General features: G+C 62.5%; 19 protein-coding genes. 9 read left to right on the top strand and 10 right to left on the bottom strand.

Annotation, left to right across the window (positions count from 1 at the left end; translation table 11 throughout):
• The first annotated feature begins 114 nt into the window (after positions 1 to 114).
• From GQY20_RS01825 to GQY20_RS01785, 9 genes are all read left to right on the top strand, one after another.
• Entirely contained in the window at positions 115 to 1,299 is a 1,185-nt protein-coding gene (locus tag GQY20_RS01825; protein WP_157215333.1) for a Fic family protein, read from the top strand.
• Between the two features lie 209 nt (positions 1,300 to 1,508).
• Positions 1,509 to 2,132 carry a restriction endonuclease subunit S gene (locus GQY20_RS01820; protein ID WP_157215332.1) on the top strand — a complete coding sequence of 208 codons (624 nt, stop codon included), beginning with the start codon at positions 1,509 to 1,511 and terminating at the stop codon, positions 2,130 to 2,132.
• Positions 2,129 to 3,673: a type I restriction-modification system subunit M gene (locus GQY20_RS01815; RefSeq protein ID WP_157215331.1), complete on the top strand. Its 1,545-nt coding sequence runs from the start codon at positions 2,129 to 2,131 to the stop codon at positions 3,671 to 3,673. Before GQY20_RS01820 ends, GQY20_RS01815 begins: the two co-directional genes overlap by 4 nt.
• Positions 3,673 to 4,698: a virulence RhuM family protein gene (locus GQY20_RS01810; RefSeq protein WP_157215330.1), complete on the top strand. Its 1,026-nt coding sequence runs from the start codon at positions 3,673 to 3,675 to the stop codon at positions 4,696 to 4,698. Before GQY20_RS01815 ends, GQY20_RS01810 begins: the two co-directional genes overlap by 1 nt.
• A complete protein-coding gene (locus tag GQY20_RS32405; RefSeq protein ID WP_157215329.1) occupies positions 4,695 to 5,897 on the top strand; it encodes a restriction endonuclease subunit S in 1,203 nt (400 codons plus the stop codon). The genes GQY20_RS01810 and GQY20_RS32405 overlap by 4 nt, the downstream gene beginning before the upstream one ends.
• Entirely contained in the window at positions 5,897 to 6,430 is a 534-nt protein-coding gene (locus GQY20_RS32400) for a hypothetical protein (protein ID WP_157215328.1), read from the top strand. Before GQY20_RS32405 ends, GQY20_RS32400 begins: the two co-directional genes overlap by 1 nt.
• The gene (locus tag GQY20_RS01795) at positions 6,427 to 7,287 is read left to right on the top strand and encodes a Kiwa anti-phage protein KwaB-like domain-containing protein (protein ID WP_157215327.1); all 861 of its coding nucleotides are present in this window, start codon (positions 6,427 to 6,429) and stop codon (positions 7,285 to 7,287) included. The genes GQY20_RS32400 and GQY20_RS01795 overlap by 4 nt, the downstream gene beginning before the upstream one ends.
• A gap of 9 nt (positions 7,288 to 7,296) precedes the next feature.
• A complete protein-coding gene (locus GQY20_RS01790) occupies positions 7,297 to 10,578 on the top strand; it encodes a type I restriction endonuclease subunit R (RefSeq protein WP_232475840.1) in 3,282 nt (1,093 codons plus the stop codon).
• The gene (locus tag GQY20_RS01785; RefSeq protein ID WP_157215326.1) at positions 10,575 to 11,300 is read left to right on the top strand and encodes a M48 family metallopeptidase; all 726 of its coding nucleotides are present in this window, start codon (positions 10,575 to 10,577) and stop codon (positions 11,298 to 11,300) included. Before GQY20_RS01790 ends, GQY20_RS01785 begins: the two co-directional genes overlap by 4 nt.
• A gap of 93 nt (positions 11,301 to 11,393) precedes the next feature.
• On the opposite strand, the gene rlxS is transcribed toward GQY20_RS01785, so the two are convergent.
• The 10 genes from rlxS to GQY20_RS01730 form a co-directional block, all read right to left on the bottom strand.
• Complete coding sequence (rlxS, locus tag GQY20_RS01780) at positions 11,394 to 13,382, bottom strand: relaxase/mobilization nuclease RlxS (RefSeq protein ID WP_157215325.1); 1,989 nt, start codon at positions 13,380 to 13,382, stop codon at positions 11,394 to 11,396.
• Positions 13,383 to 13,725: 343 nt separating this feature from the next.
• Complete coding sequence (locus GQY20_RS01775) at positions 13,726 to 14,085, bottom strand: hypothetical protein (RefSeq protein WP_157215324.1); 360 nt, start codon at positions 14,083 to 14,085, stop codon at positions 13,726 to 13,728.
• A 321-nt stretch (positions 14,086 to 14,406) separates the two neighbouring features.
• Positions 14,407 to 15,021: a lytic transglycosylase domain-containing protein gene (locus GQY20_RS01770; RefSeq protein WP_157215323.1), complete on the bottom strand. Its 615-nt coding sequence runs from the start codon at positions 15,019 to 15,021 to the stop codon at positions 14,407 to 14,409.
• Positions 15,009 to 15,581: a S26 family signal peptidase gene (locus GQY20_RS01765; RefSeq protein WP_232475839.1), complete on the bottom strand. Its 573-nt coding sequence runs from the start codon at positions 15,579 to 15,581 to the stop codon at positions 15,009 to 15,011. The genes GQY20_RS01770 and GQY20_RS01765 overlap by 13 nt, the downstream gene beginning before the upstream one ends.
• Positions 15,574 to 15,894, bottom strand: coding sequence for a helix-turn-helix transcriptional regulator (locus tag GQY20_RS01760; protein ID WP_332836070.1), 321 nt, complete (start codon positions 15,892 to 15,894; stop codon positions 15,574 to 15,576). Before GQY20_RS01760 ends, GQY20_RS01765 begins: the two co-directional genes overlap by 8 nt.
• Before the next feature lie 263 nt (positions 15,895 to 16,157).
• On the bottom strand, positions 16,158 to 16,478 hold the full coding sequence (locus tag GQY20_RS01755; RefSeq protein ID WP_033967046.1) for a DUF736 domain-containing protein: 321 nt from the start codon (positions 16,476 to 16,478) through the stop codon (positions 16,158 to 16,160).
• A 907-nt stretch (positions 16,479 to 17,385) separates the two neighbouring features.
• Positions 17,386 to 17,595, bottom strand: a complete 210-nt coding sequence (locus tag GQY20_RS01745) for a hypothetical protein (RefSeq protein ID WP_157215318.1) — start codon at positions 17,593 to 17,595, stop codon at positions 17,386 to 17,388.
• A 158-nt stretch (positions 17,596 to 17,753) separates the two neighbouring features.
• Positions 17,754 to 19,595: a ParB/RepB/Spo0J family partition protein gene (locus GQY20_RS01740; protein ID WP_157215316.1), complete on the bottom strand. Its 1,842-nt coding sequence runs from the start codon at positions 19,593 to 19,595 to the stop codon at positions 17,754 to 17,756.
• 85 nt (positions 19,596 to 19,680) lie between these two features.
• Entirely contained in the window at positions 19,681 to 20,097 is a 417-nt protein-coding gene (locus GQY20_RS01735; RefSeq protein WP_157215314.1) for a DUF2958 domain-containing protein, read from the bottom strand.
• Complete coding sequence (locus GQY20_RS01730; protein WP_157215312.1) at positions 20,094 to 21,185, bottom strand: ArdC family protein; 1,092 nt, start codon at positions 21,183 to 21,185, stop codon at positions 20,094 to 20,096. The genes GQY20_RS01735 and GQY20_RS01730 overlap by 4 nt, the downstream gene beginning before the upstream one ends.
• Between the last annotated feature and the right edge of the window lie 244 nt (positions 21,186 to 21,429).

Raw genomic sequence — 21,429 nt, 5'->3', positions numbered from 1 at the left:
AGATGATCGCGCACCTTGCCGCCTTCCTTATTTAAGCCCGCTTATCTTAGCGCATTTGCTAATTAAGTGAAGTGGCGATTGCTTAAATAAGGCGTGCCATGCATATTGGCGCGCATGGCTGATCCAGAACCGAATCCGCGGCTGGGCCGTTTCGTGGAGACTCCCGTCGCCGCGGAGATGGTCAGGGCATTCGTACCGCCCCCGCTGCCGCCGGCACCGCCTATCGACGTGCTGGCGTTGCTCGACCGGCTCAGCCTCGCGGAGCGCGCCTTGGGTCGCCTGGACGGCATCACCATGCTGCTGCCACGCCAGGAACTCTTCCTCTACATGTACGTGAGGAAGGAAGCGGTGCTGTCATCCCAGATCGAAGGCACGCAATCGACACTCTCTGACCTGCTCCGCTTCGAAACCGAAGCGCAGGCCGGCCAGCCGATCGACGATATCCGCGAGGTATCGAACTACGTCGATGCCATGATGCACGGCCTCGAACGCCTGGAGGAAATGCCACTCTCGCTTCGCCTCATCCGCGAGATGCACGAGCGCCTGCTGCAAAGCGGCCGAGGTGGCACCAAGAGCCCCGGCGAATTCAGGCGATCACAAAATTGGATCGGGGGTACTCGCCCAGGCAACGCGCTGTTCGTGCCACCTCCGACTTCGGAACTCGACGCCTGTCTCGATGCCCTCGAGCGGTTCATGCACGAAAACGAATCCCGGTTGCCGGCACTCATCAAGGCGGGCCTGCTTCACGTCCAGTTCGAGACGATCCACCCCTTCCTCGACGGCAACGGCCGCATCGGCAGGCTGCTGGTGACATTGTACCTGTGCGTCAACGGCGTCCTTCGAAAGCCGCTGCTCTACCTCAGCTTGTATCTCAAGACCCACCGGAACGACTATTACCGATTGCTGCAAGAGGTCCGCGAACAGGGCGCCTGGGAGGCTTGGCTCGATTTCTTCCTCGCCGGCGTGGCCGATACCGCCAATCAGGCCTTTGACGCTGCCACCCGCATCGTCGATCTGTTCAAGGAGGATCGCGAACGCATAACGACCGGGAGTGATCGTGCCGGCTCAGCCCTGAGGGTCCATGACCTTTTCCAGCAGAACCCGTTCCTCAATGCGAACCAACTGGTCGAACGGACTGGCCTGTCGGCGCCAACGGTCAATGCGGCACTCGCAGACCTCGAACGTCTTGGTATAGTTGAAGAGATCACCGGCAAGCGACGTGGCCGCGTTTTCGGCTACCGCCGATATCTTGCGATCCTCAGCGAGGGTACCGAGCCGTTGCCCTCACGAACCATCTGACGACAGCTTGGTCGGACGATCCGGAGCGTCTCCCTTGCAGAATGCAAAGGCCAGAAGCCGCTATTCCGACCGCTCGATGGTATCGCAGGTACGTTGCCGAGATTGCACACGATCAACGTAGCTAGACCGCGCGCCACATTTTTGGTGCGTCAAGCGCCTTAATGCAGGATGGATTGACAAACTTCGCCCGCTAAATCATTATCTGACGCATGAACCGCTTTGATGCATATGATTCTGGTGCTTTGGGTGGCTTCGCGTCAATCTCTGCAGGCTACCCTTTTCGCGGCAAGATCGACGCACTGCCGGAAGGCGGGGTCGCCGTCATACAAATGCGCAATACCGATCCTGAAACTGGGATCGATTGGGATGGGCTTTCGCGCATCGAGCTGCCACGCCCATCCACAAAAGCATTTCTTCGGCCCGACGACATCATTTTGTCCACGCGCGGTGGACGCAACTTCCCCTATTACATCGAGGAACGCGACGAGCAGATCGTTTGCTCGCCGCATTTCTTCGTCATTCGCGTGATGACAAGTGCGATCCTGCCCCAATTCCTGGCTTGGCAGATGATGCAGAAACCCGCGCAAGACCACTTCGCAGCGGGCGCGACCGGCTCCTACATCCTCAATCTCAAACGCGAGGTGGTTGAGACCCTGCCGATCACGATCCCACGGCTGGCGCAGCAGCAGCACATTGTCGATTTGGATGCGGCAATGCGCAGCGAACGTGCGATCCTCACCCAACTTATCGACAACAGAGCCGCCGAAATGGCGGCCATTGCCCGGCAGCTGCTTGCACCTGCCTTTCAGCGCTCGGAGCAGAGAACATCGTGAACGACCAGATTAAACAGGACGAAGTGAACAAGGCCGTTTGGGCCGCTTGCGACACCTTTCGCGGGACAGTCTCTGCCGACGTTTACAAGGACTACGTCCTCACCATGTTGTTCCTGAAGTACCTGTCGGACGTCTGGCAGGATCACTACGACGAGTACAAGAAGCAGTATGGCGACACGCCCGAACTTATCGCGGAGCTGATGACGAGCGAGCGTTTCGTCCTACCGGAATCTGCCAACTTCACCACGCTCTACAAGGCGCGGCATGAACCGGGGAATGGCGAGCGGATCGACAAGGCGCTGCACGCCATTGAAGAGGCTAACGTCGGCAAGCTGCGCGACGTGTTCCAAGATATCAGCTTCAACTCCAACAAGCTGGGTGAGGAAAAGCAGAAGAACGACATCCTGCGTCACCTTTTTGAGGATTTCTCCCGTCCCGAGCTGAACATGCGCCCTTCGCGCATCGGCAACCTCGATGTGATCGGCAACGCCTACGAATTCCTCATCAAGAACTTCGCCGCCGATGCAGGGCGCAAGGCGGGCGAGTTCTATACGCCGCCCGAAGTGTCCGAACTGATGGCCGAAATCATGGACATGGCTGAGGGCGAAGAGGCATGCGACCCCACCTGCGGTTCTGGCTCGCTTTTGATGAAGTGCGGTCGCCGCGTGCAGGCCAAATTCGGCGGCTCAAAGCGGTATGCGCTCTTTGGGCAGGAATCGATCGGCAGCACCTGGGCGCTCGCCAAGATGAACATGTTCCTGCACGGCGAGGACAATCACCGCATCGAATGGGGCGACACCATCCGCAACCCCAAGCTGCTCGAAGTGGATCCTCGCCGTGCAAATAATATGCTCGAACCGAGCAGGGACCGGCTGAAGCACTTCGATGTGGTCGTCGCTAACCCCCCCTTCAGCCTCGACAAGTGGGGCATCGATACTGCGGAGAATGACCGGTTCGGGCGCTTCCGTCGCGGTCTGCCGCCCAAGACCAAGGGTGATTACGCCTTCATCCTCCACATGATCGAGACGATGAAGCCGAAGACCGGACGCATGGCGGTGGTCGCCCCGCATGGCGTGTTGTTCCGTGGATCGAGCGAAGGCACGATCCGGCAGAAGCTGATTGAGGAAAACCTGCTTGAAGCGGTGATCGGCCTGCCGGAGAAATTGTTTTACGGCACCGGCATTCCGGCATGCATCCTGATCTTCCGCAAGACAAAGACGGACGACAAGGTGCTGTTCATCGACGCCAGCCGCGAGTTCAAGGCGGGCAAGAACCAGAACCAGCTTGATGCAAACCATCTGGCGAAGATCGTCGATACCTATCGCAAGCGCGAGAGCGTCGACAAATATGCCTATCTCGCCACGCCCGAGGAGTTGGCCGAGAACGACTACAACCTCAACATCCCGCGTTATGTCGACACCTTCGAGGAAGAGGAGGAGATCGACCTGGTTGCCGTCCGCGCCGAGCGGTTGAAGCTCAAGGCCGAGCTTGCCGCATTGGAAGACAAGATGGACGGCTACCTCAAGGAGCTTGGCTACTGATGGCTGGCGAGATCATCCAGTACCAGACGGAGGATGGCGTCACCGTCATTCGCCTTCAGGCGCGCGATGGCAACGTCTGGCTTAGCCAGGCGGACATGGCCGAGCTGTTCCAGGCGACTAAGCAGAATATCAGCCTGCATATCCGTAACATCCTCGCCGACGGCGAGCAGGAGGCGGATTCAGTCGTCAAGGAATACTTGACAACTGCCGCCGACGGCAAAGCGTACCGCACCTTGCATTACAGCCTGCCAATGATCATGGCGGTTGGTTTTCGGGTTCGGTCCGCAAGAGGCGTTCAGTTTCGGCGGTGGGCAGCCGAGCAGCTGAGCGAGTATCTGGTCAAGGGATTCGTCATGGATGACGAGCGCCTCAAGGAGCCGGATAACGACTATTTCGAAGAGCTGCTTGCCCGCATCCGCGACATCAGGGCGTCGGAGAAGCTGTTCTACAAGAAGGTGCTCGATATCTACGCCACCGCCGTGGACTATGATCCGAAGGCGGAAACGAGTCAGCAGTTCTTCCAGACCGTGCAGAACAAGGTGCACCACGCCGCCCACGGCCAGACGGCGGCGGAAACCAAGCTGGCGCGCGCCGATGCCGCCAAGCCGATGATGGGGCTGACCAGCTGGCCCGGCGAAAAGCAGGGCCGCCTGCCCACCAAGCAGGACGCGCAGATCGCCAAGAATTATCTGCAGGATGGCGAGATGGAAACGCTGAACCGCATCACCGTCGCCTTCCTGGAATTTGCCGAGGCGATGGCGAAGAGCCGCAAGCCGATGCACATGGCCGACTGGATCGCCAAGCTGGACGACTTCCTGAAGCTGGGCGATCACCCGTTGCTCGATGGTGCGGGCCGGGTTTCCGCCAAACAGGCGCAGCGCCATGTGGATAGCGAATACGACCGCTGGCACAACCGCGCGATCAATGCGCCGAGCGCGGTCGAGCAGCATTTCATCGAGGCCACCGCCAAGGTGAAAACGCTCGCAGCTGGCAAGCCCGCCAAGGGCAAGGGTGGCGCGAAATGATTCCTGCAGGCTGGCAAGTCGCGACAGTTTCCGACATTTGCAAATTGCAGAATGGACACGGATTTCGTCCGCCCGATTGGTCCGAAAGCGGATATCCGATCATTCGCATCCAGAATCTAAACGGAAGCCAAAACTTCAACTATTTTGCGGGCATGCCCGAGCAGAAGTGGTTGGTGCCACCCGGCCAAATCCTGTTTGCATGGGCTGGCACCAAAGGAGCATCTTTCGGCCCGACGATCTGGAATGGCCCTACCGGGGTACTCAACCAGCATATCTTCAAGGTCTTCCCCGCCAAAGGCGTTGATAAGGATTGGCTATACGTTGCCTTACGGCATGTGACCGACCGGATTGAAGCCAAGGCTCATGGCTTCAAGGCAACGCTCGTTCACGTCAAAAAGTCGGACATTGATCAGCATAGCGTCTTGCTCCCCCCCATGTGCGAGCAGCGCTACATCGCCAATACTCTGGCAACATGGGACCGTGCCATCGAGACGGTCGAGGCGCTGATCGCCAACGCCCGCGCGCAGAAGCAGGCGCTGATGCAGCAGCTGCTCAGCGGCCATCGGCGCTTGCCAGGCTTCTCAGAGCCGTGGGAATGGGCTGACTTTGCGGACATTTTTGGGCGGGTCAGAACCAAGAATGCCGAAGGCAACACGAACGTGCTCACGATTTCAGCGCAGCATGGCCTCATCAGCCAAGTCGAGTACTTCAACAAGTCCGTCGCGAGTGATGACGTCCGAGGTTACTCGCTGCTCCAGCGCGGTGATTTCGCCTACAACAAGAGCTATTCCGATGGCTATCCGATGGGAGCGATCAAGCCGCTCGACCGCTACGACAGCGGCATCGTCTCCAGCCTCTATATCTGCTTCCGCCTGACCAGGCGTGGCTTCGACCACGATTTCTTCCGGCACTATTTCGAAGCAGGCCTCTTCAACCGCGAGATCGCCGCAATCGCGCAGGAAGGCGCGCGCAACCATGGCTTGCTCAATGTGAGCGTCGTAGAGTTCTTCGAGACCTCGCTCCACATCCCACAGCCGGGCGAGCAAGCCGCCATCGCGAAAGTCATCAACGCGGCAGAGGCCGAAGAGCAGGCCCACCAAGCCCAACTCACCGCCCTCCGCCAGGAAAAGGCCGCGCTGATGCAGCAACTTCTCACCGGCAAACGGCGGGTCAAACTCCCGGAAAGCGAGGTGGCCTGATGCTCAGCCGCTTTGCCAAGCTCATGCTCACCGGGACATCGCTTGCCCCGATTGCCCTCGTTTATGCGTGGGTGCTCTACTCGGATGGTAAGGGCAAAACTGCGCTGGGCCTTGTCGGCTTGGCAGCCGCGCTCGTTGTCGTGATGATTGCCCTGCTCGCATATTGCCGGAAGCATCTGGAGCGGTCGAAGTTCAAAGTGACATCGATCGAGGCGGCGGATCGGGAGTATATCACCTTTATCCTGCTCTACCTCTCACCGCTGTTCACCGCCCAGTTCGGCGATTTGAATTGGCACATACTCGTGCCGACCATGATCGTCTTTGTGCTCGTGATCAGCACTGGCTACGGATATCATTTTAATCCGCTTCTCGGCCTGTTGGGGTGGCATTTCTACAAGGTCGGCACCGAGGAAGGCGTCACCTACGTCCTGATCACGAAGAAGGAGCTGCGCTCCGCGAAGCAGTGTCTGACAGTCGGACAGCTCACCGAGTACATCGTCATCGATATTGAGGAAGGAGGTGGTTCAGTATGAATCTCCTTGCACTGTGCCGTGATGCCAATGGCATCACGATCAAACGCATCCCGCTGGACGGGGCATTGCAAAATCCCGTGATGCAGATTTTCTCCGACCAGGAAGCTGCGTTCCGTGCCGATCGGCCCAACGAGGTTGCGTTCGATGGGGACTGGAACCCGGACGACGACGAGATTCTCGTTCTCGACGCCACCGTCGAAGCGAATGCGATGGTCGCCGCAGCTTCCGGCAATGTCCTGGCGTTGCCGACGATCAACGCTGGCAATTTCGACGCTGAGAACATCAAGGCCCTGTTTGTGGGAGTAAACACGGGCACGGGACTTCGTTTGCTCGTTCAGCGCTTCACCGCAGCCCAGGTTCTAAGCCGCAAGTTTGCGATGATCGCCAACAACAACCAGTTCAGCAAGATCACTGATCCGGCGTTCAATCTCGCGACTTCGCTCACCTGCATCATCGAAGGCGGGCAGATCAAGTTTGAGAGCTATCACAAGCTTCGGGCCGTCTTCGACGTGGTCGAGTTTTTCGCCGCAGCGACCGACGAGGATATCGATGATTTCGCTGGACACGCCTCAATCGCAATCGCCGACGTTCCAGCACTGAAGGCACTTGTCACGCAGACGGAACGCAAGCTGATCCACAAGCTTGCGAGTACCGGCGTCCTTGATGCGCACGCCCCGCTGGATATCCAGACCAAGGCAAACGCAACTGGATTGGTGGTCAATATCGCCAATGGCCAGATTGTCTTCCCAAACGACAAGCAGGAAATTCGTCGGCTTCTGCGCTTCTTGGATGACAGCCTCTATGAAGCTCCTCTCAGTGGTTTGCGCTACGTTACCAATTCGAAGCGCGCAATCTGAGCGGTTATCGTGGTGACACCCAACACCGCCGAGCTCTACAGCTCCCATATCCCGGCCCTCGCAACGCTGGTTTCGCTGGGCTGGGATTATCTCTCGCCCGAGGCCTGCCGCGCCGCGCGCGGTGGTAATCAGGGAGTCGTCCTGCGGGATGTGCTGGTCGAGCAGCTGCGGCGGCGGACCTTCGACTACAAGGGGCGGACCTATCCGCTTTCGACCAATGCGATCGATCAGATCGTCCGTGAGCTGACGTCGCCCGCGCTCAATGAAGGGCTGATCACCGCCAACGAAAAGCTCTACAACGCCATCACGCTGGGCATCACCGTCACCGAATTCGTCGATGGCAAGAAGCACAGCGTCACTGTGCCGATCATCGACTGGGCGCACCCGCTGGCAAACAGCTTTGTTGTCAATGATGAGATGGAGGTGCTCGCCGTACCGGGCACCCACACGCGGCGGCCTGATATCGTCGGCTTCGTCAACGGCATCCCGCTGCTGGTGATCGAAGCCAAGCGGCCCGACAGCGGCAATCCCAACAAGTCGATGGTCGACGAAGGGATCAGCCAGACGATCCGGAACCAGGGGCAGGAGGAAATTCCGCACCTGTTCGCTTACGCTCAACTCCTGATGTCTATCGGCATGACAGATGGCCACTATGGCACCACCAAGACCCCTCGCAAGTTCTGGGCGCAATGGCGCGAGGAGGAGTTTTCCGAGGATCACTTCCGCCAGATCAAGAACGCCGCAAAGGAAATCGATCCGCGCGCGGCGATCTTGAAGAACCATGTGCGCGACGTGCGCGATCACTTCCAGCACCTGTGGAGCGACGAGCAAGCGGTGACCGCGCAGGACCGCCTGCTGATCGGCTTGTGCACGCCCGAGCGCTTGCTGGAATTCGTGCGCTCCTACGTCCTGTTCGACCGCAAGGTGGACAAGATCGTCGCCCGCCATCAGCAATTCTTTGGCATTCGCGCGCTGCTCGACCAGATCAGCCGGATCAAGCCGGACGGCGCGCGCGAGGGCGGGGTAATCTGGCACACCACGGGTTCGGGCAAGAGCTTCACGATGGTGATGCTGTGCAAGGCGCTGCTGCTGCACGAGAAGTTGAAGGCCTGCCGTCTGGTCGTGGTAACCGACCGCCGCGATCTGGAAAAGCAGCTGGCAGGCAACTTCTTGACCGGCGGCGCATTCGGTTCGGACATAGGCTCGAAAGATGCGGGCAAGGCCAAGGCGCAATCGGGCCGCGATCTGGCCAAGCGCATCGGCAAGGGCACCGAGCGAATCATCTTCACGATCATCAACAAGTTCGGCAGCGCAGCGCGCCACGCCGAATGCCGCAACGATAGCGCGGACATGATCGTGCTGGTGGATGAAGGCCACCGTAGCCAGGGCGGCGAGAACCACGAGCGGATGCGCAAGGCGCTGCCAAACGCCGCCTATGTTGCGTTCACCGGCACGCCGCTGCTGAAGGACGACAAGACGGCCAACAAGTTCGGGCGGATCGTTCACGCCTACACGATGAAGGACGCCGTGTCGGACGGCACGGTGACGCCGCTGCTCTACGAGGAACGGAAACCGATCCTCGACGTGAACGAGCGCGCAATCGACAACTGGTTCGAGAAGGTAACCGCTGGCCTTTCCGATGAGCAAAGGGGCGATCTCAAGAAGAAGTTCGGGACCAAGGGCGCGGTCTATGGCTCTGGCGACCGAATCAATTTGATCGCACTCGATATCGCGACCCACTTCAAGGAAAACTTCAAGGATTATGATCTCGGCCTGAAGGGGCAGTTGGCTACCGATTCCAAGCGGTCAGCTATCCGCTACAAGAAGGCGCTGGATGCAACCGGTCTGGTCAGCAGCGCCATCGTTATTTCGCCTCCTGATACCCGCGAAGGCCATTCGGAAGTTGATGAGGCAGAGCTGCCCGAGGTGCTGCAATGGTGGAAGGAAAACGTGCGTGGCGAGCCCGAGGATTACGAGCGCCAAGTTATCGAGGATTTCTCGACCGAGGGCCGACCCGACATCCTGATCGTGGTCGACAAGTTGCTCACTGGATTTGATGAACCGCGCAACGCTGTCCTCTATATCGACAAGAAGCTCGAACAGCACAATCTGATCCAGGCCATCGCCCGCGTGAACCGGCTGCATGAGCAAAAGAAGTACGGTTTGCTCATCGACTATCGGGGCATTCTGAAGGCGCTGGATACCGCGCTCACGGAATATCAGGACCTCGCTGAACGCACTCAGGGCGGCTTCGATCTCGACGACATCGACCAACTCTATGCCGATGTCAGCACCGAGTATAAGCGATTGCCAAGCCTCCACGCCGAGCTCTGGGCGATTTTCAGGCCGGTCAAGAACAGGGCCGATATCGAGCAGTATCGGCAGCTGCTGGTACCGCAGACTCGCGAGAGCGAGGGCGGATCACCTATCGACCTGAACCAGAAGATCAGGGAGGATTTCTACGAGGCGCTGACAGCCTACGGCATGTGTTTGAAGATCGCTCTGGGATCGCGTTCCTTCTTCGAAGACACATCGATCACCGAGGTGCAAATTGCGGAATACAAGCGCGACCTCAAGTTCTTTACCAACCTTCGCAAGATCGTGAAGCAGGACGCACAGGAAGCCGTCGATTACAGCGCCTACGAAGACCAGATCAGGAGGCTGGTCGATCGCTATGTTGTGGGCGAGGACGTGGAGAACGTGGGCGGCGTTCTGATCGTCAACGAGCTCGGGAATCAACCGGCCGCCGAAACCTGGTCTCCTGAGAAAACCCGCAACGAAACCGATATCATCCGATCCAGAGTGCGCAAGACGATTGAGCAGGAATTGGCTGACGATCCCTATGCGCAGCTATTTTTTTCCGACCTTCTCAAGCGCGCCATTGCGGAGGCGTCCGCGCTGTTCGATCACCCCTACAAACAGTATGTTCTGTTCAAAGACTTGGAGGAAAAGCTCGCTGCCAAGACCGTCGACGATCTGCCCAAAGGCCTCGAAGGTCACCGCCACGCCAGCGCCTATTTCGGGATTATCCGGCTGGAGATGGGGGATGTGGTCGCTGAAGCGGTTGAACAAGAGGAGTTCATCCACGCAGCGCTGGATATGGAGAAGTTTGTCGAGAACGCCATCGCGGAAAACTCGCTGAATCCAGCAAACATCGAAGCGGCCATCCGTAAAGCCTTATTGCCGCGTCTCTTCGGATTGACCGGCTTGGAGAAGGCCAAAGTCATCACCGACAAGGTTGTCGAGGTCACCCGTGTCGGTCTTGCTCGTGGTAATGGCGCGAAGGCATGATTGTTCGATACGGCGATCAAGAAGTGTCGTGCCTCGTTCGACAAACCGCTGCTGTCACGGGCCGTATCCGCATCCACGTCTACCCCAACGGTGATGTCGAAATTGAAGCTCCCGAAGATAAGGAAGCAGATCACATCAGGGCGGCGGCTCAGCGACGTGCAAGATGGATTTTCCAGCATCGGAACGCAGCCATCTCCGCGCGACGAATGGCGCTACCGCGCGAATATGTAAGCGGCGAAACCCACTTCTATCTTGGGCGGCGGCACAAGCTCATTGTCCATGAGAGCAAATCGCGGCACTCGGAAGTCAAACTCTTGCGAGGCAAACTCGAAGTTTCGTTGCCAGTGGCGGATCCAACCGCCGTAAGACGCAGACTGAATGCATGGTATAGTGATCGGGCTACCGAATATTTGAGCAAGAAGGTTGGCGAAATCTCGGAGCGGTTTAGTGGGATTAGCGCCCCGCCACCTTTCAAACTTATGCGTATGAGAACGCAATGGGGAAGTTGCTCCCCCGAAGGGGTTATCTACCTGAATCCTGCACTCATAAGGGCATCCCGTCACTGCATCGAATATGTTATTTTACACGAACTCTGCCATCTGATCGAACATAACCACAGTAAGAGATTTTTCGATTTGCTTACTAAACACATGCTTGACTGGCAGAGCGCTAAAAGGGAGCTAGACTCGCTTGCCGAGTTAATCTTGGCGGGAAATGAATGATCGGCAAAGGTTCGGATCGCATCCCGAGCTTCTGAACAACTGCTTTTAAGCGGCTTTCACCCTACACTGCGCACGCGTGTAAACCTCATGCGATCATGAGATCGCCGGCCCGCTCCGTCCTCGGCCGACCGACCAGCTGATGCCGTCGCCGCGCATCAATCCCGAGACCGTTTTCCCAACCTGCTTCTCCAGCACCGGGCGCCAAGGCACGAGAGTGAAATCCCGCGACCGTTCGATCAGCGCGAACCGACCGCTGACGAGATCGACCGGCCGGCGATAAACGCCCTCGACGCGGGCACCTTCGGCAACTTCCCGGAACGACATCTGGAGCTCCTCGGAAAGCTGCTCTGCGACCCGTAGCAGCTCGCGCCGCTGCAGCGATGCGATCATACCGTTCGGAAACATCGTGCCACTGCCGGTCTCTTCGGCAAATCCCTGCACCACCAGCCATTGCCGGCGGCGCGACTGAGCTTCACGCAGATCGTGCCCGAACTCGGCATCGCGTAGGGGCTCGGGCGCACCCGACACCAATTCTCGATCGATCCAGGTGGCGGCATCGGCATCGACCAGCCGATCGAGCGGCTGCTTCGACAGCAAGGTGATCGCGACTGGACGGTCCCTCAGGCGCGCTGCCTCATAGGCTTCCACTCGATCGAGATGATCGGGCGCAATGATCCAGCGGCCCGAGGGCTCACGCTCGACGATGCCGCTCGTGCGTCGCATCGCTTCGAGCCGCCGGACATGGGTCTCGGCGAAGGCTTCAGTCGCGGTCGGATCGTGGTGCAGATGGGCGTCCACGTCGTAGCGGCCGCCATTGGCGGCGGCGATGCTGGCAATGGTGCGATCGACCTCACGAACCTCCCGCCTGACGGGGGCGATCCGCACGATCGCACCCTGTGGCAAACTCATGTCGGTTTCCGCCCCTCGGCCCATCGCGACATAGTGGCTGCGCCCGTCCGTGCCGTCGATAATCAGGTAATGACGATCGGCATGTTCGTCGGCGAGCCCGCGCGCCAGCACGCGGCCGACCAGTGGGCGGGCATAGGGTGCAGCAGGGTCGTAGATTGCCTGGTCTGCCGGCTCCCGGTGGATCGCGGCGCGGGAAAACTCTCGCTGCATGGTGCGGATGATGTCGCCGCGTTCGCCCAGGCGCCGGAGCGTGTCGGCAAGGTTGGACGCAAGCCGAAAACGCCCGGCACCAATTGGCTCTGCGAGGCCCAGGCGCGACAGCTTCACCAGGCGGCCAGCCCGCAGCGTCTGGTCGAACCCATCGCGAGCATGGCTCGCGACCACCCGCACGGCGTCCGCGCTCTTGAGCAGGGAGCGGTCGATCGAGGTCAGCCGCTCCTGCTCCACCTCGGCGCGCAGCATCTGCTGGATTTCGCGGCTCGTGCGCGGCCCGAGATCAAGATCGACCAGTTCGGCGGTGCGCTCGCGAATGCCGGTGGTCATATAGTCGCGGGCGAGGATCAGATCGGCGCCGCGGTCGTCCTTGCCGCGCACGACGATATGGGTGTGCGGATGGCCGGTGTTGAAATGATCGACCGCCACCCAGTCGAGCTTGGTCCCGAGATCCTCTTCTATCCGCGTCATGATCCGTCGGGTCAGGGGCTTGAGGTCGTCATATTGGTCGCCGTCCTCCGGCGAAACGATGAAGCGGAACTGATGGCGATCACCGGCGCCGCGTTCGCCGAACGCGTTGCCATCGACGACATCGGCGTCGCGGCCATAGAGCGCGCCGCGTTCTCCCTCACGCGTGGTGCCGTCGCGCTGGAGATAGCGCAAGTGCGCGGCGGCGGCCGAAGCGCCCTTGCCGACGAGCTTGACCACGCTCGCCTTGACGATGACGCGGCGACGGCTCGCGGCAGCATGGCCACCACGGCTGCCGAGCAGGCGTCCCACGCCCGCCCCGCGCCCGATCCGATTGCCGGTGAAGCTGCCGGTGACAGGCCTGCTTCCAACCCCGCTGCCGCGCGCGAGATTGGCTGCAGCGAGCACGCGGCCGAGATAGCGTCGGGGGCGCTTGACGCCCTGGCTGCGCTGGCGCCCGAGGCGCGGCTCGAAACTGTCGTCGTCGGCCATTTTCCTGCTTCCGAAAGGCTTGGGCGGGCGAGCATGACCCGCGCCGGAACAGATGAAAACCGGTGCCACTGACCGTGGCAGAACCCCGCCAATTTCGCGGGCGATGGCACCGGCATATCAAGGGCAGTGCCGTCAATCTGGCCAAATAACGATGTGCAGACAAAGGCTTATGGATACGCAGTGCCATAGCTTTATCTTGCCTTACGCCGCCCTCCCGCCTGAACCGCTCCAATCGTCCATTCCAGCTGTCCTGCTGCCCGCCGATGTCGCCCGAGCCGAGGCAAAAAAGACCCGGGACACGATGCCTGTCCGGCACCCTGTCCCGGCGTTTCCGAGCTACCGATCAATGCGTTGCTGCAAAGGCTTCGCGTGCCTGGCGTTCGCTCCTGAAGCTGCGCCGCCCCATCAATCCATGCGCGTTGCCATTGCCATCGACGATGCTCACCGTGACGAACCAGCGGCCATCCAACCGCCCCATGATCGCCACCCGATCAAGCTCGAAATCCTCCTCGTCGATGCTCTCGTAAGCCCCGAGCCAGCGCTCCGACATCCGCGCATCCCACAGGAAATCGCTCTCCTCGGCCTCCAGGAACCGCTGTGCCAGCGCCTCGCCCGCGCCCCATCCGAACTCGATCTCGAGCCCCGCCACCAGCGTTGTCACCACGCGGTCCGACGCCGCACCAATGGATTGAAACATGGTCATGATCGCCTCCTTCGCTTGAAATCCTCCTCATTGAGGACAGCCCTCCGAAGACGGGTGGCGGAGCGGCTGTCAGGGCCGCTGGAGGTGAAGCCGGAAGCGCCGCGTAAGCGGCGGCGGAGGAACCGATTTTGTTGCGTTGGAAACAAAAGAATCGGCTGCGCAGCAGCCTCCGGCTCGCAGCAAAATTGGAGGGGCCGCCGGCCTTGCACAGCCGCTTCGGCGCCCGTCATGCTGGGCCTTGCCGAGACGAGCCCCTCCAACGTCCGCCGTCGCGCAGTGGCCTGTCAACCGGCACCGTTTGACGCTGCCGGATATGCCGGGTCAGCGGGGTGCGCGAACCGCGAACAGGGTATCCGGCGGCTCGTCCGGCGCGCGCGATGGTGATGGAGAGTCGGGTTCACTGCTGGTCCGAAGCGCGACGAACAATGCTGGTGGCGGCTGCTGCGAAAGCGATGGCAACGACACCGAAGGCGTGCCCGACACCTGCGCGAGATAGGCGCGCGTCTCGGTCGGCAGCGCCCGGCCTGTTGCCAGATGGGCGGCATAACGGCCGGGACCGGCATTATAGGCACCGAACAGCCCAGGATAGCCGAAGCGGTCATACATCGCGCGCAGATAGGCCGTGCCTGCGAGAATATTGTCGTGCGGATCGTGGGGATTACCGCCCAGACCGTGCGCCGCGCGCATCGCCGCCCATGTCGCCGGCATCAACTGCATCAGCCCCATCGCGCTCGCGTGGGATGTGATCGGTCGCCCGTCAAGCATGGTATGACCACCGCTTTCGGCGCGTATCACCCGTTCGATCCACGCCACCGGCACCCCGAACCGCGCGGACGCCTCGGCGATCTCCGCTCGCCAGCGATCGACCGGATCGGCAGCGGCGGCGCGCGCGACCAGCAATGCGACGGCGAGCGCGAACGGTTTCAGCGCAGCCACAGCGAGGTCGCCTTGCCGATGACATCATGCGCCAGTGTCGGCCCGAAATAGCGTCCGTCGAACGAGTCCGGGGTCTCCGCCATGAGCAGGAACAGCATGCCCGGCCCGAGCCGAACGCATCCCTGCCACGCGGGCAGCTGGCGGCCCGCAGAGTCGACGGCACGGCGCACCGCAACCGGCCGGCCGTTCACCGTCACCGCGCGATCGACCGCGCAGATCGTGTCCCCGGCAATGCCGGCGACGCGCTTCACCAGCGGCACGTTGCTGGGCAGATAGCGGCGGCTCGCGGCCAGTTGCCGCGCTTCGGCCGGTGGCCAGGCGATCACCATGTCGCCGCGTTTGAGCGTCGCGCCGGGCGACACGGCATAGAGGCCGATGGGTGCGCTGGCGCTGGCGTTCCAAACCAGTCGGGGCAGCGGCGGCAGCGCGATCGTGATGCCGAGGCAGGCGATGCCGGCGCCGAGCAGCGCGGCGCCGCGGCGCAATCTCGTGTGGCGTGCGCGGGCGGCGCGCAGTGCGTTGCCCCAGGCGAAAAGCGGTAGGTCGCGGCGCTCAACCACGGTCGCCTCCCCGCGCGCGGGCCGCCGACCACGCCTCGATATCGTCGATATGATAGCGCCAGGTGCGGCCATGCAGGCGGCATTTCGGACCCTTGCCCGTCTGGCGCAGGCGCTTCAGCGTCGAGTAGGCAAGGCCGAGATGAAAGGCCGCCTGCTTGGCGGTGAGGAAGGGGCAGGTTTCGCGCGCGGCCTGCGCGCGTTCGGCTGTGTCGTCCATGATTCCAGTCCACCCGCGCCGCCGCATCGTGCGCCGGCTGATGAGCGCGGATTGGATCGATCCGGCCGTCTTCGGCAGGGTCGCAAATCGACCCATGCGATGCCGACCCCCCTCGTTTCGGGCCGGTGCCGATGCCCCGGGCCCTTGCGGGACGCCGGGCGCTGAGTTCAGTCGGCTCGGTTCCTGAGGCTCGATGTCGTATAAAGCGGTGTAGGTTGAACCGGGTGGCACGGGCTTTCGTCCGTGCGACGGAAAGCGGACGGCGCAGACGCCCCCGCCTGCAGAGTCCCTCGCGAGCAATGGCAAATCCGGCGCACCGCTTTATGCCCCGCGCCCTTGGCGGACGCGGGGCGGTTCGCTCAATCGGCGGGATTCCAGATGATCGCGAAGGCGTCGTCGTCATCCTGCCCGGCGGCGCGGCCGAGATTGGCGTAGAGTCGGCGCGGGCCGAATTCGGGGGCGGCGAGCGACAGCGACACATAGTCCTTGCCGCTCATTTCGCCGCGCCGGACCCATCCGGCCCCGACCTCGACACCTGCCGCCGACACACGATAGTCGGGCTGGGTGTCGCCGGACTTGCGGGTGTTGGGAATGATCTCGATGTCGGTGCGGATCGAGAGCGTCTTGAGCTGGCCCTTGAAGCCTTCTCCGTCGCGAGTGACATAACCGATGGCGGGCATTGTTCGTCTCCTGAAAAGTCGCCCCGAACCGTTTCCGGGCGATGGGCGGACCGGAGGGACGGTCACGGCAGGCCTGCGAACCGGCAGGCCGGAGCGGCAGCGGAGGACCGGAGCCGAAGGCTTATTTGAAGCTAAGCGACCGCGAGGAGCCCGCAAGCTCGGGGTCCCCACGAGGCGTGCCGCGTGGGGTGGGCGCGGGCGGGGAAATAAGCCGCACGGCGATGATTTCGCGGGACTGCGGCCGTCCCAGGTCATGCGCCCGAGGAGCCGAAAACGGTGCGGGACACGGCAGTGGTAACGACGACAATGCCGCCGGTTCAACTCTCGCGATGGATTGGTCGTGGACTGCGCGGACGCATCATCGCGCCATCGGATCGATCGTCCAGGGCACACACGGCGACGCTGCCGCCATTGCCGGTTGGGCGGACAACGACGGGCCAGGGTTCCCGGTGCGGTACGAAAGGCGGGCAAGGTCAGCACCATGTCGATGATCGCCATCCGCCTGCCGGTGAGCTGCGCCGCACTCCTGCTGATTGCCGCCGCGCCGACGCGCCAGGAGCGCGCCGGCTAGGCACAAGATGGGGATACCTTCCGGCTGGAGAGCGGCTAGGCGCTCGCATCGCCGGGATCGTCGCGCCGGAAACACATGCAGGACAGGCGAAATGCAGGGGCGAGATCGCGCTCGGACGATCTGCGACCGCGCGTGCCCGGACACTGCTCGAGGGCCAGACCATCACCATCATTCGGGTCGGGACCAGCTATAATCGCACGGTCGCGCGGGTGAGGCTGGCCGGTCGCGATGCCGGTTCCGAACTGGTGGCGACCGGCGTCGCGCGCTGGTGGCCGCGCTGGCGGCGCAAGCCGAACTGGTGCGCGCTCCCGGCGTTGAGCCGGGCAGACAGGTGGATCAGTGTCGGCGAATCACCAGCTTGGTGACGCCGCACAGGCTGCAGAGATCCTTGCGCCGCTCGAATCCGTTCGATCCGGCAAGCTCGCGCGTCTTGTGATTGGCATGCTGTCGGATGGATAGCCCCAGCTTTTCGGTGATGCAGTCGTCGCAGACCGGCTCGGGCGAGAGCCGGGAAACAAACCGCTCGACATCATCAAATACCGTCATCGCAGCCCCCTTTTGTCTTCCGTGGGCTGGAGCCTGCATGGTGGCAACCACAAACTAATACCGCGCGCCCGAGCCCGCCAGGGCGAGGGCGCGCGGCCGGATATGAGGGTCCGGGCGCAAATCGGCCGAGCGGCATAATGCCGCCCGGCCTTCATCGATCAAGCGGCAAGGCGTTCGGCCTCGCCCTCGTCGTCGGGGTCCGGCAGGGCCATGACAGAGCCCGGCGCGCCGGGGTCCGGCTCGTCGTCGCCCGGCATCCGCCGTTCGATTTCGCGCGCTGCCTGCGCCTTGGCATGGGCCGCGACGGTGCCGACGCCGCCGCGCGCCGTATAGGCGGCGGGCGGGAACGCCATCCAGCGCGGCACCCAATTCTCGCGCCGGTCGCGTCCGTTGGTGCCGTCGAGGTGGTCGCGGACGATGCGTTTCAGGGTCTTGGTCTTCTCTTGCCGGTTGGCGCTGGCGACGGTTTCGCCCGCCACCTCGGCGACGATCCGGGTCAGCACTTCCCGGTCGCGCATCAACTCGAAAAAGGCGTCGTCGGCCTGCCAGCAGCGGGCCATATCGACGCCGATCTCCATGCCCACCGCCTCGACGGCGGCGCTGCCCGACGCCAGCGTTTCGCCCATGACGATGGCGATCACCTCCAGCACCACCGCATCGGGCAGGTCGAGCAACCGCTGGAAGATGCCGACGACGCCATAGTCGTCGCCATTGCCGCCGGTCACGGTCGGTTCCTCGGCGGAGAAGCCGAGAACCGCCAGCACCGCGCGGCGGCGCTCGTCGAAATCCGCCTCGGCCTTGCTGTTGTCGAGGCTGTCGCGCACGTCGTCGTTGCGGGTGGATTGCGGCTCGGGCGTGACGCGCCAGAGGTGCGAACCGCCGATGGCATGGGCCACCATCAAGCGTAGCGCGATGGCCGGATGGCCGGTCAGCGCGGCGCGGACGGCGGCGTGGCGATGCAGATCGACATAGGTCTGCATGGTCGATGTCACCTCGGGCCGCGCCGCTTTCTGGCCGGTCCCATTCTCCGATCCCTCGGCTTTGGCGATCCGGCGGGCTTCCTTGCCGGAGACATAGCCTTCGTGGACGATCACCTCGCCGGTCGCGCGCACGTCGATATAGACGCGCCCGCCCTTGCGCTTGCCCGCCTTCTCATATTCCCATGTCGAGAAATGATCGGACGGCGGCACGACGATCGCGTCGGCCCAGCCCTGTTCGACATAGGCCGCGCGGCGCGCCTCTATCTCGGCATTCTGCGCCGTCCAGAAGGCATCGGCATCGGCGACATAACGGTCCTCGCCGAACAGGTCGGCGATGGTCGCAAGCCCGCTCGCGTCCACGTCGAACAGCGCATGTTTCACCGGGATCGACTGCCCGCCGAACAGCCATGATTTCAACTGGTGGCCGGTCGGCAGATAGGCATTTTCGTCGTCGGCAAGCGCCAGCCACGCCTTTTGCTGGCTCTTGGACGCCATCGTCAGATGGCGCACGGTCGCCGCGTCAATCCGTTCCTTGCGGTAAAGGTCGCGGATGGCGGGGAGCAGATTGCCGAGCGCCAGCACGCGCTTGACGGTGAGGTCGGGCAGTCCGAACGTCGCGGCGATGTCTTCCACCTTGCGGCCCTCGCGGACGAGGCGGGTGAAATTCTCCCACTGCGTCACTTCGTCGGGGTCGAGCCGCGCCATATTCTCGATCATCGACGCCTCGATGGCGGCGGCATCGTCGCCGTCGTCGAGAATCGCGCAGGGCATCGGCTCGGGTGTCGCATCGCCCGCCGCGCGCCGTTCTTCGGCGACCATCTTCGCGGCATGGAAGCGGCGGCTTCCGGCGACGATCTCATAGCCATCGGGGGCACAGTTCGGGCGGACGATGACCGGCTGGATGACGCCACGGCTGCGAACGGTCGGCAGGATATCGGACACGTCCGGGGCCTTTTTGCCGTAGCGCATATTGGCCTTGCTCACGACCAGCTTGTCGAGCGGGATAAAATCGAGTTTCATGGTCAGCACTCCTTGTGAGTGCCGGTCCGTCGATCTTTCCGGGTAGGCGGACCGGCTTACGATAGGCGGCGTTACGCGCCGCGCGTCATCCGCCTTTCCCGTCTTCGGGATCGGTCGGAAGCTCGGGGACCGGCGCGGACTCGATGCGCCAGATGATGGATTGGGCTTGGCTGATCGAACCGGCCCGGCGCGCGGTTTCGGCCCAGACCGACAGGCTGACGGTGGTCGAAAAGCCGATATCGCGCTCGATGCCGAGGCCTACGGCCAAGCGGATGCCCGCCAGTTCGGACAGGCTGAAACAGCCAAGTTCGGGACAGCCGAACCCGAGGTCGGCCAATCCGAACAGGGTGTCGCCGTCTTCGTAAAGCTCGGTTGCAAGCCATGTCGCCGCGCCCAGCGGGTTGAAGAATTTGACGACCGGCGCGGGATCGTGATCGACCTCGGCGGAACGATGGGCATTCACGCACAACGCGGCGTGAAGCTCGGGGGTCAACAAGATCATGCCGCCCTCCGTTCGCCAATGTCGTCTTGGGCAGCCTCGGCCTGAACTACCTCGACCTGCGCGGCGGCGTGTCGCGCCAGCAGCCAGTCGGCGGCCTTGCTGGCGGCACTGGCGGCGCGGAAGATCGCGCGGTTATCCTCGCGCAGCACGTCCAGCCAACTGCCGAGATAATCGGCGTGGCGGACGGTCGGGACGATGCCGAGGGCCGCGCAGAGAAAGGCCGAACCCATTTCAGCTATCAATTCCTCGCGAACATAATCCTTCGATCCAAAGCTGTTGACGAGGTTCCGGTTCAGCCGCGACTTGTGGCCGCTGCCGTGACAAAGTTCGTGCAGGCAGGTCCGGTAATAGTTGATCTGCTCGAAGAAGGCCGGTTGCGGCGGCACCTGCACATAATCCTGCGCGGGCACATAGAAGGCGCGGTTGCCGCCGACGCGGAACTCGATGCCGCTCGCCGCGATCACTTCCTCGGCGACCGGCACGATCTGGCGTTCGGGCAGCGGCACGGGTTCAGGCGCGAGGCCGGGGCGCAGTCCCTCGCACTGCGCGACGTTGAACACGGTAAAGCGTTTCAGGAAGGGAATGGTCTTGGCTCGGCGGGTATCGCTCCCCCGGAGCGATCCCGGATCGCCTTCGCACCCGCCGGTTTCTACGGCGCGCGCCCTCTCGGCCTCGGGGGTGAAGCGGTCGGCATAGACAACGGTGGTGCCGCGCTCGCCCTTGCGGACGCAGCCGCCCGCCTCCAGCGCCTGTTTGAAGGTCAGCCACCCCTGCGAAGGAAAGCCCTGCTCGATCACCGCACCCCACAGGATCAGCACATTGACGCCCGAGTAACGACGCGCGGTGAGCGCGTTGCGCGGCAGGCCGGGGGCTGCCGTGCTGCCGCCGACTTCGGGACGGCCCCAAGGCTGAACCCACGGAAAGCGGCCCGCCTCAAGCTCGGCGATGATCCGCCCCGTCACCTCGTCATACAGGTTGGCGCGGGCCGGTTTGGCGCTGATCGGCGCATGGGCAGGCTTGGTCGCGGCACTGGCCGCCTTGTCCTTGCCACGCTTGCCGCGCGCGCGGACGTTCGGGGAGACAGGCATCGTTCACCTCCTGCACCGCCCCAAACCACCATGGCCTCCCCCGGAAGACCCCATGGGAGGGGCCGGTCAGTCTCCACGCGCGACACCAAATCCCGCGTGCCTGACCCCGGAGAGGGGGTTGGGCGGCAGGTGCGACTGGAGAGGCCCGCGGCGTGCGGCGGGCTGCACCCGAAGGGCCGAAACGAAGTGGAGGACGTGAGTGAAGCGAACGTTGCGGCACGCCGGAGCGGGCCTAGCAGGAAGC

Source organism: Flavisphingomonas formosensis (genome assembly GCF_009755815.1).
GTDB classification, from domain to species: domain Bacteria; phylum Pseudomonadota; class Alphaproteobacteria; order Sphingomonadales; family Sphingomonadaceae; genus Flavisphingomonas; species Flavisphingomonas formosensis.
The sequence above is the reverse complement of the archived record's forward strand: the minus strand, read 5'-3'. Positions and strand labels throughout refer to the sequence as shown.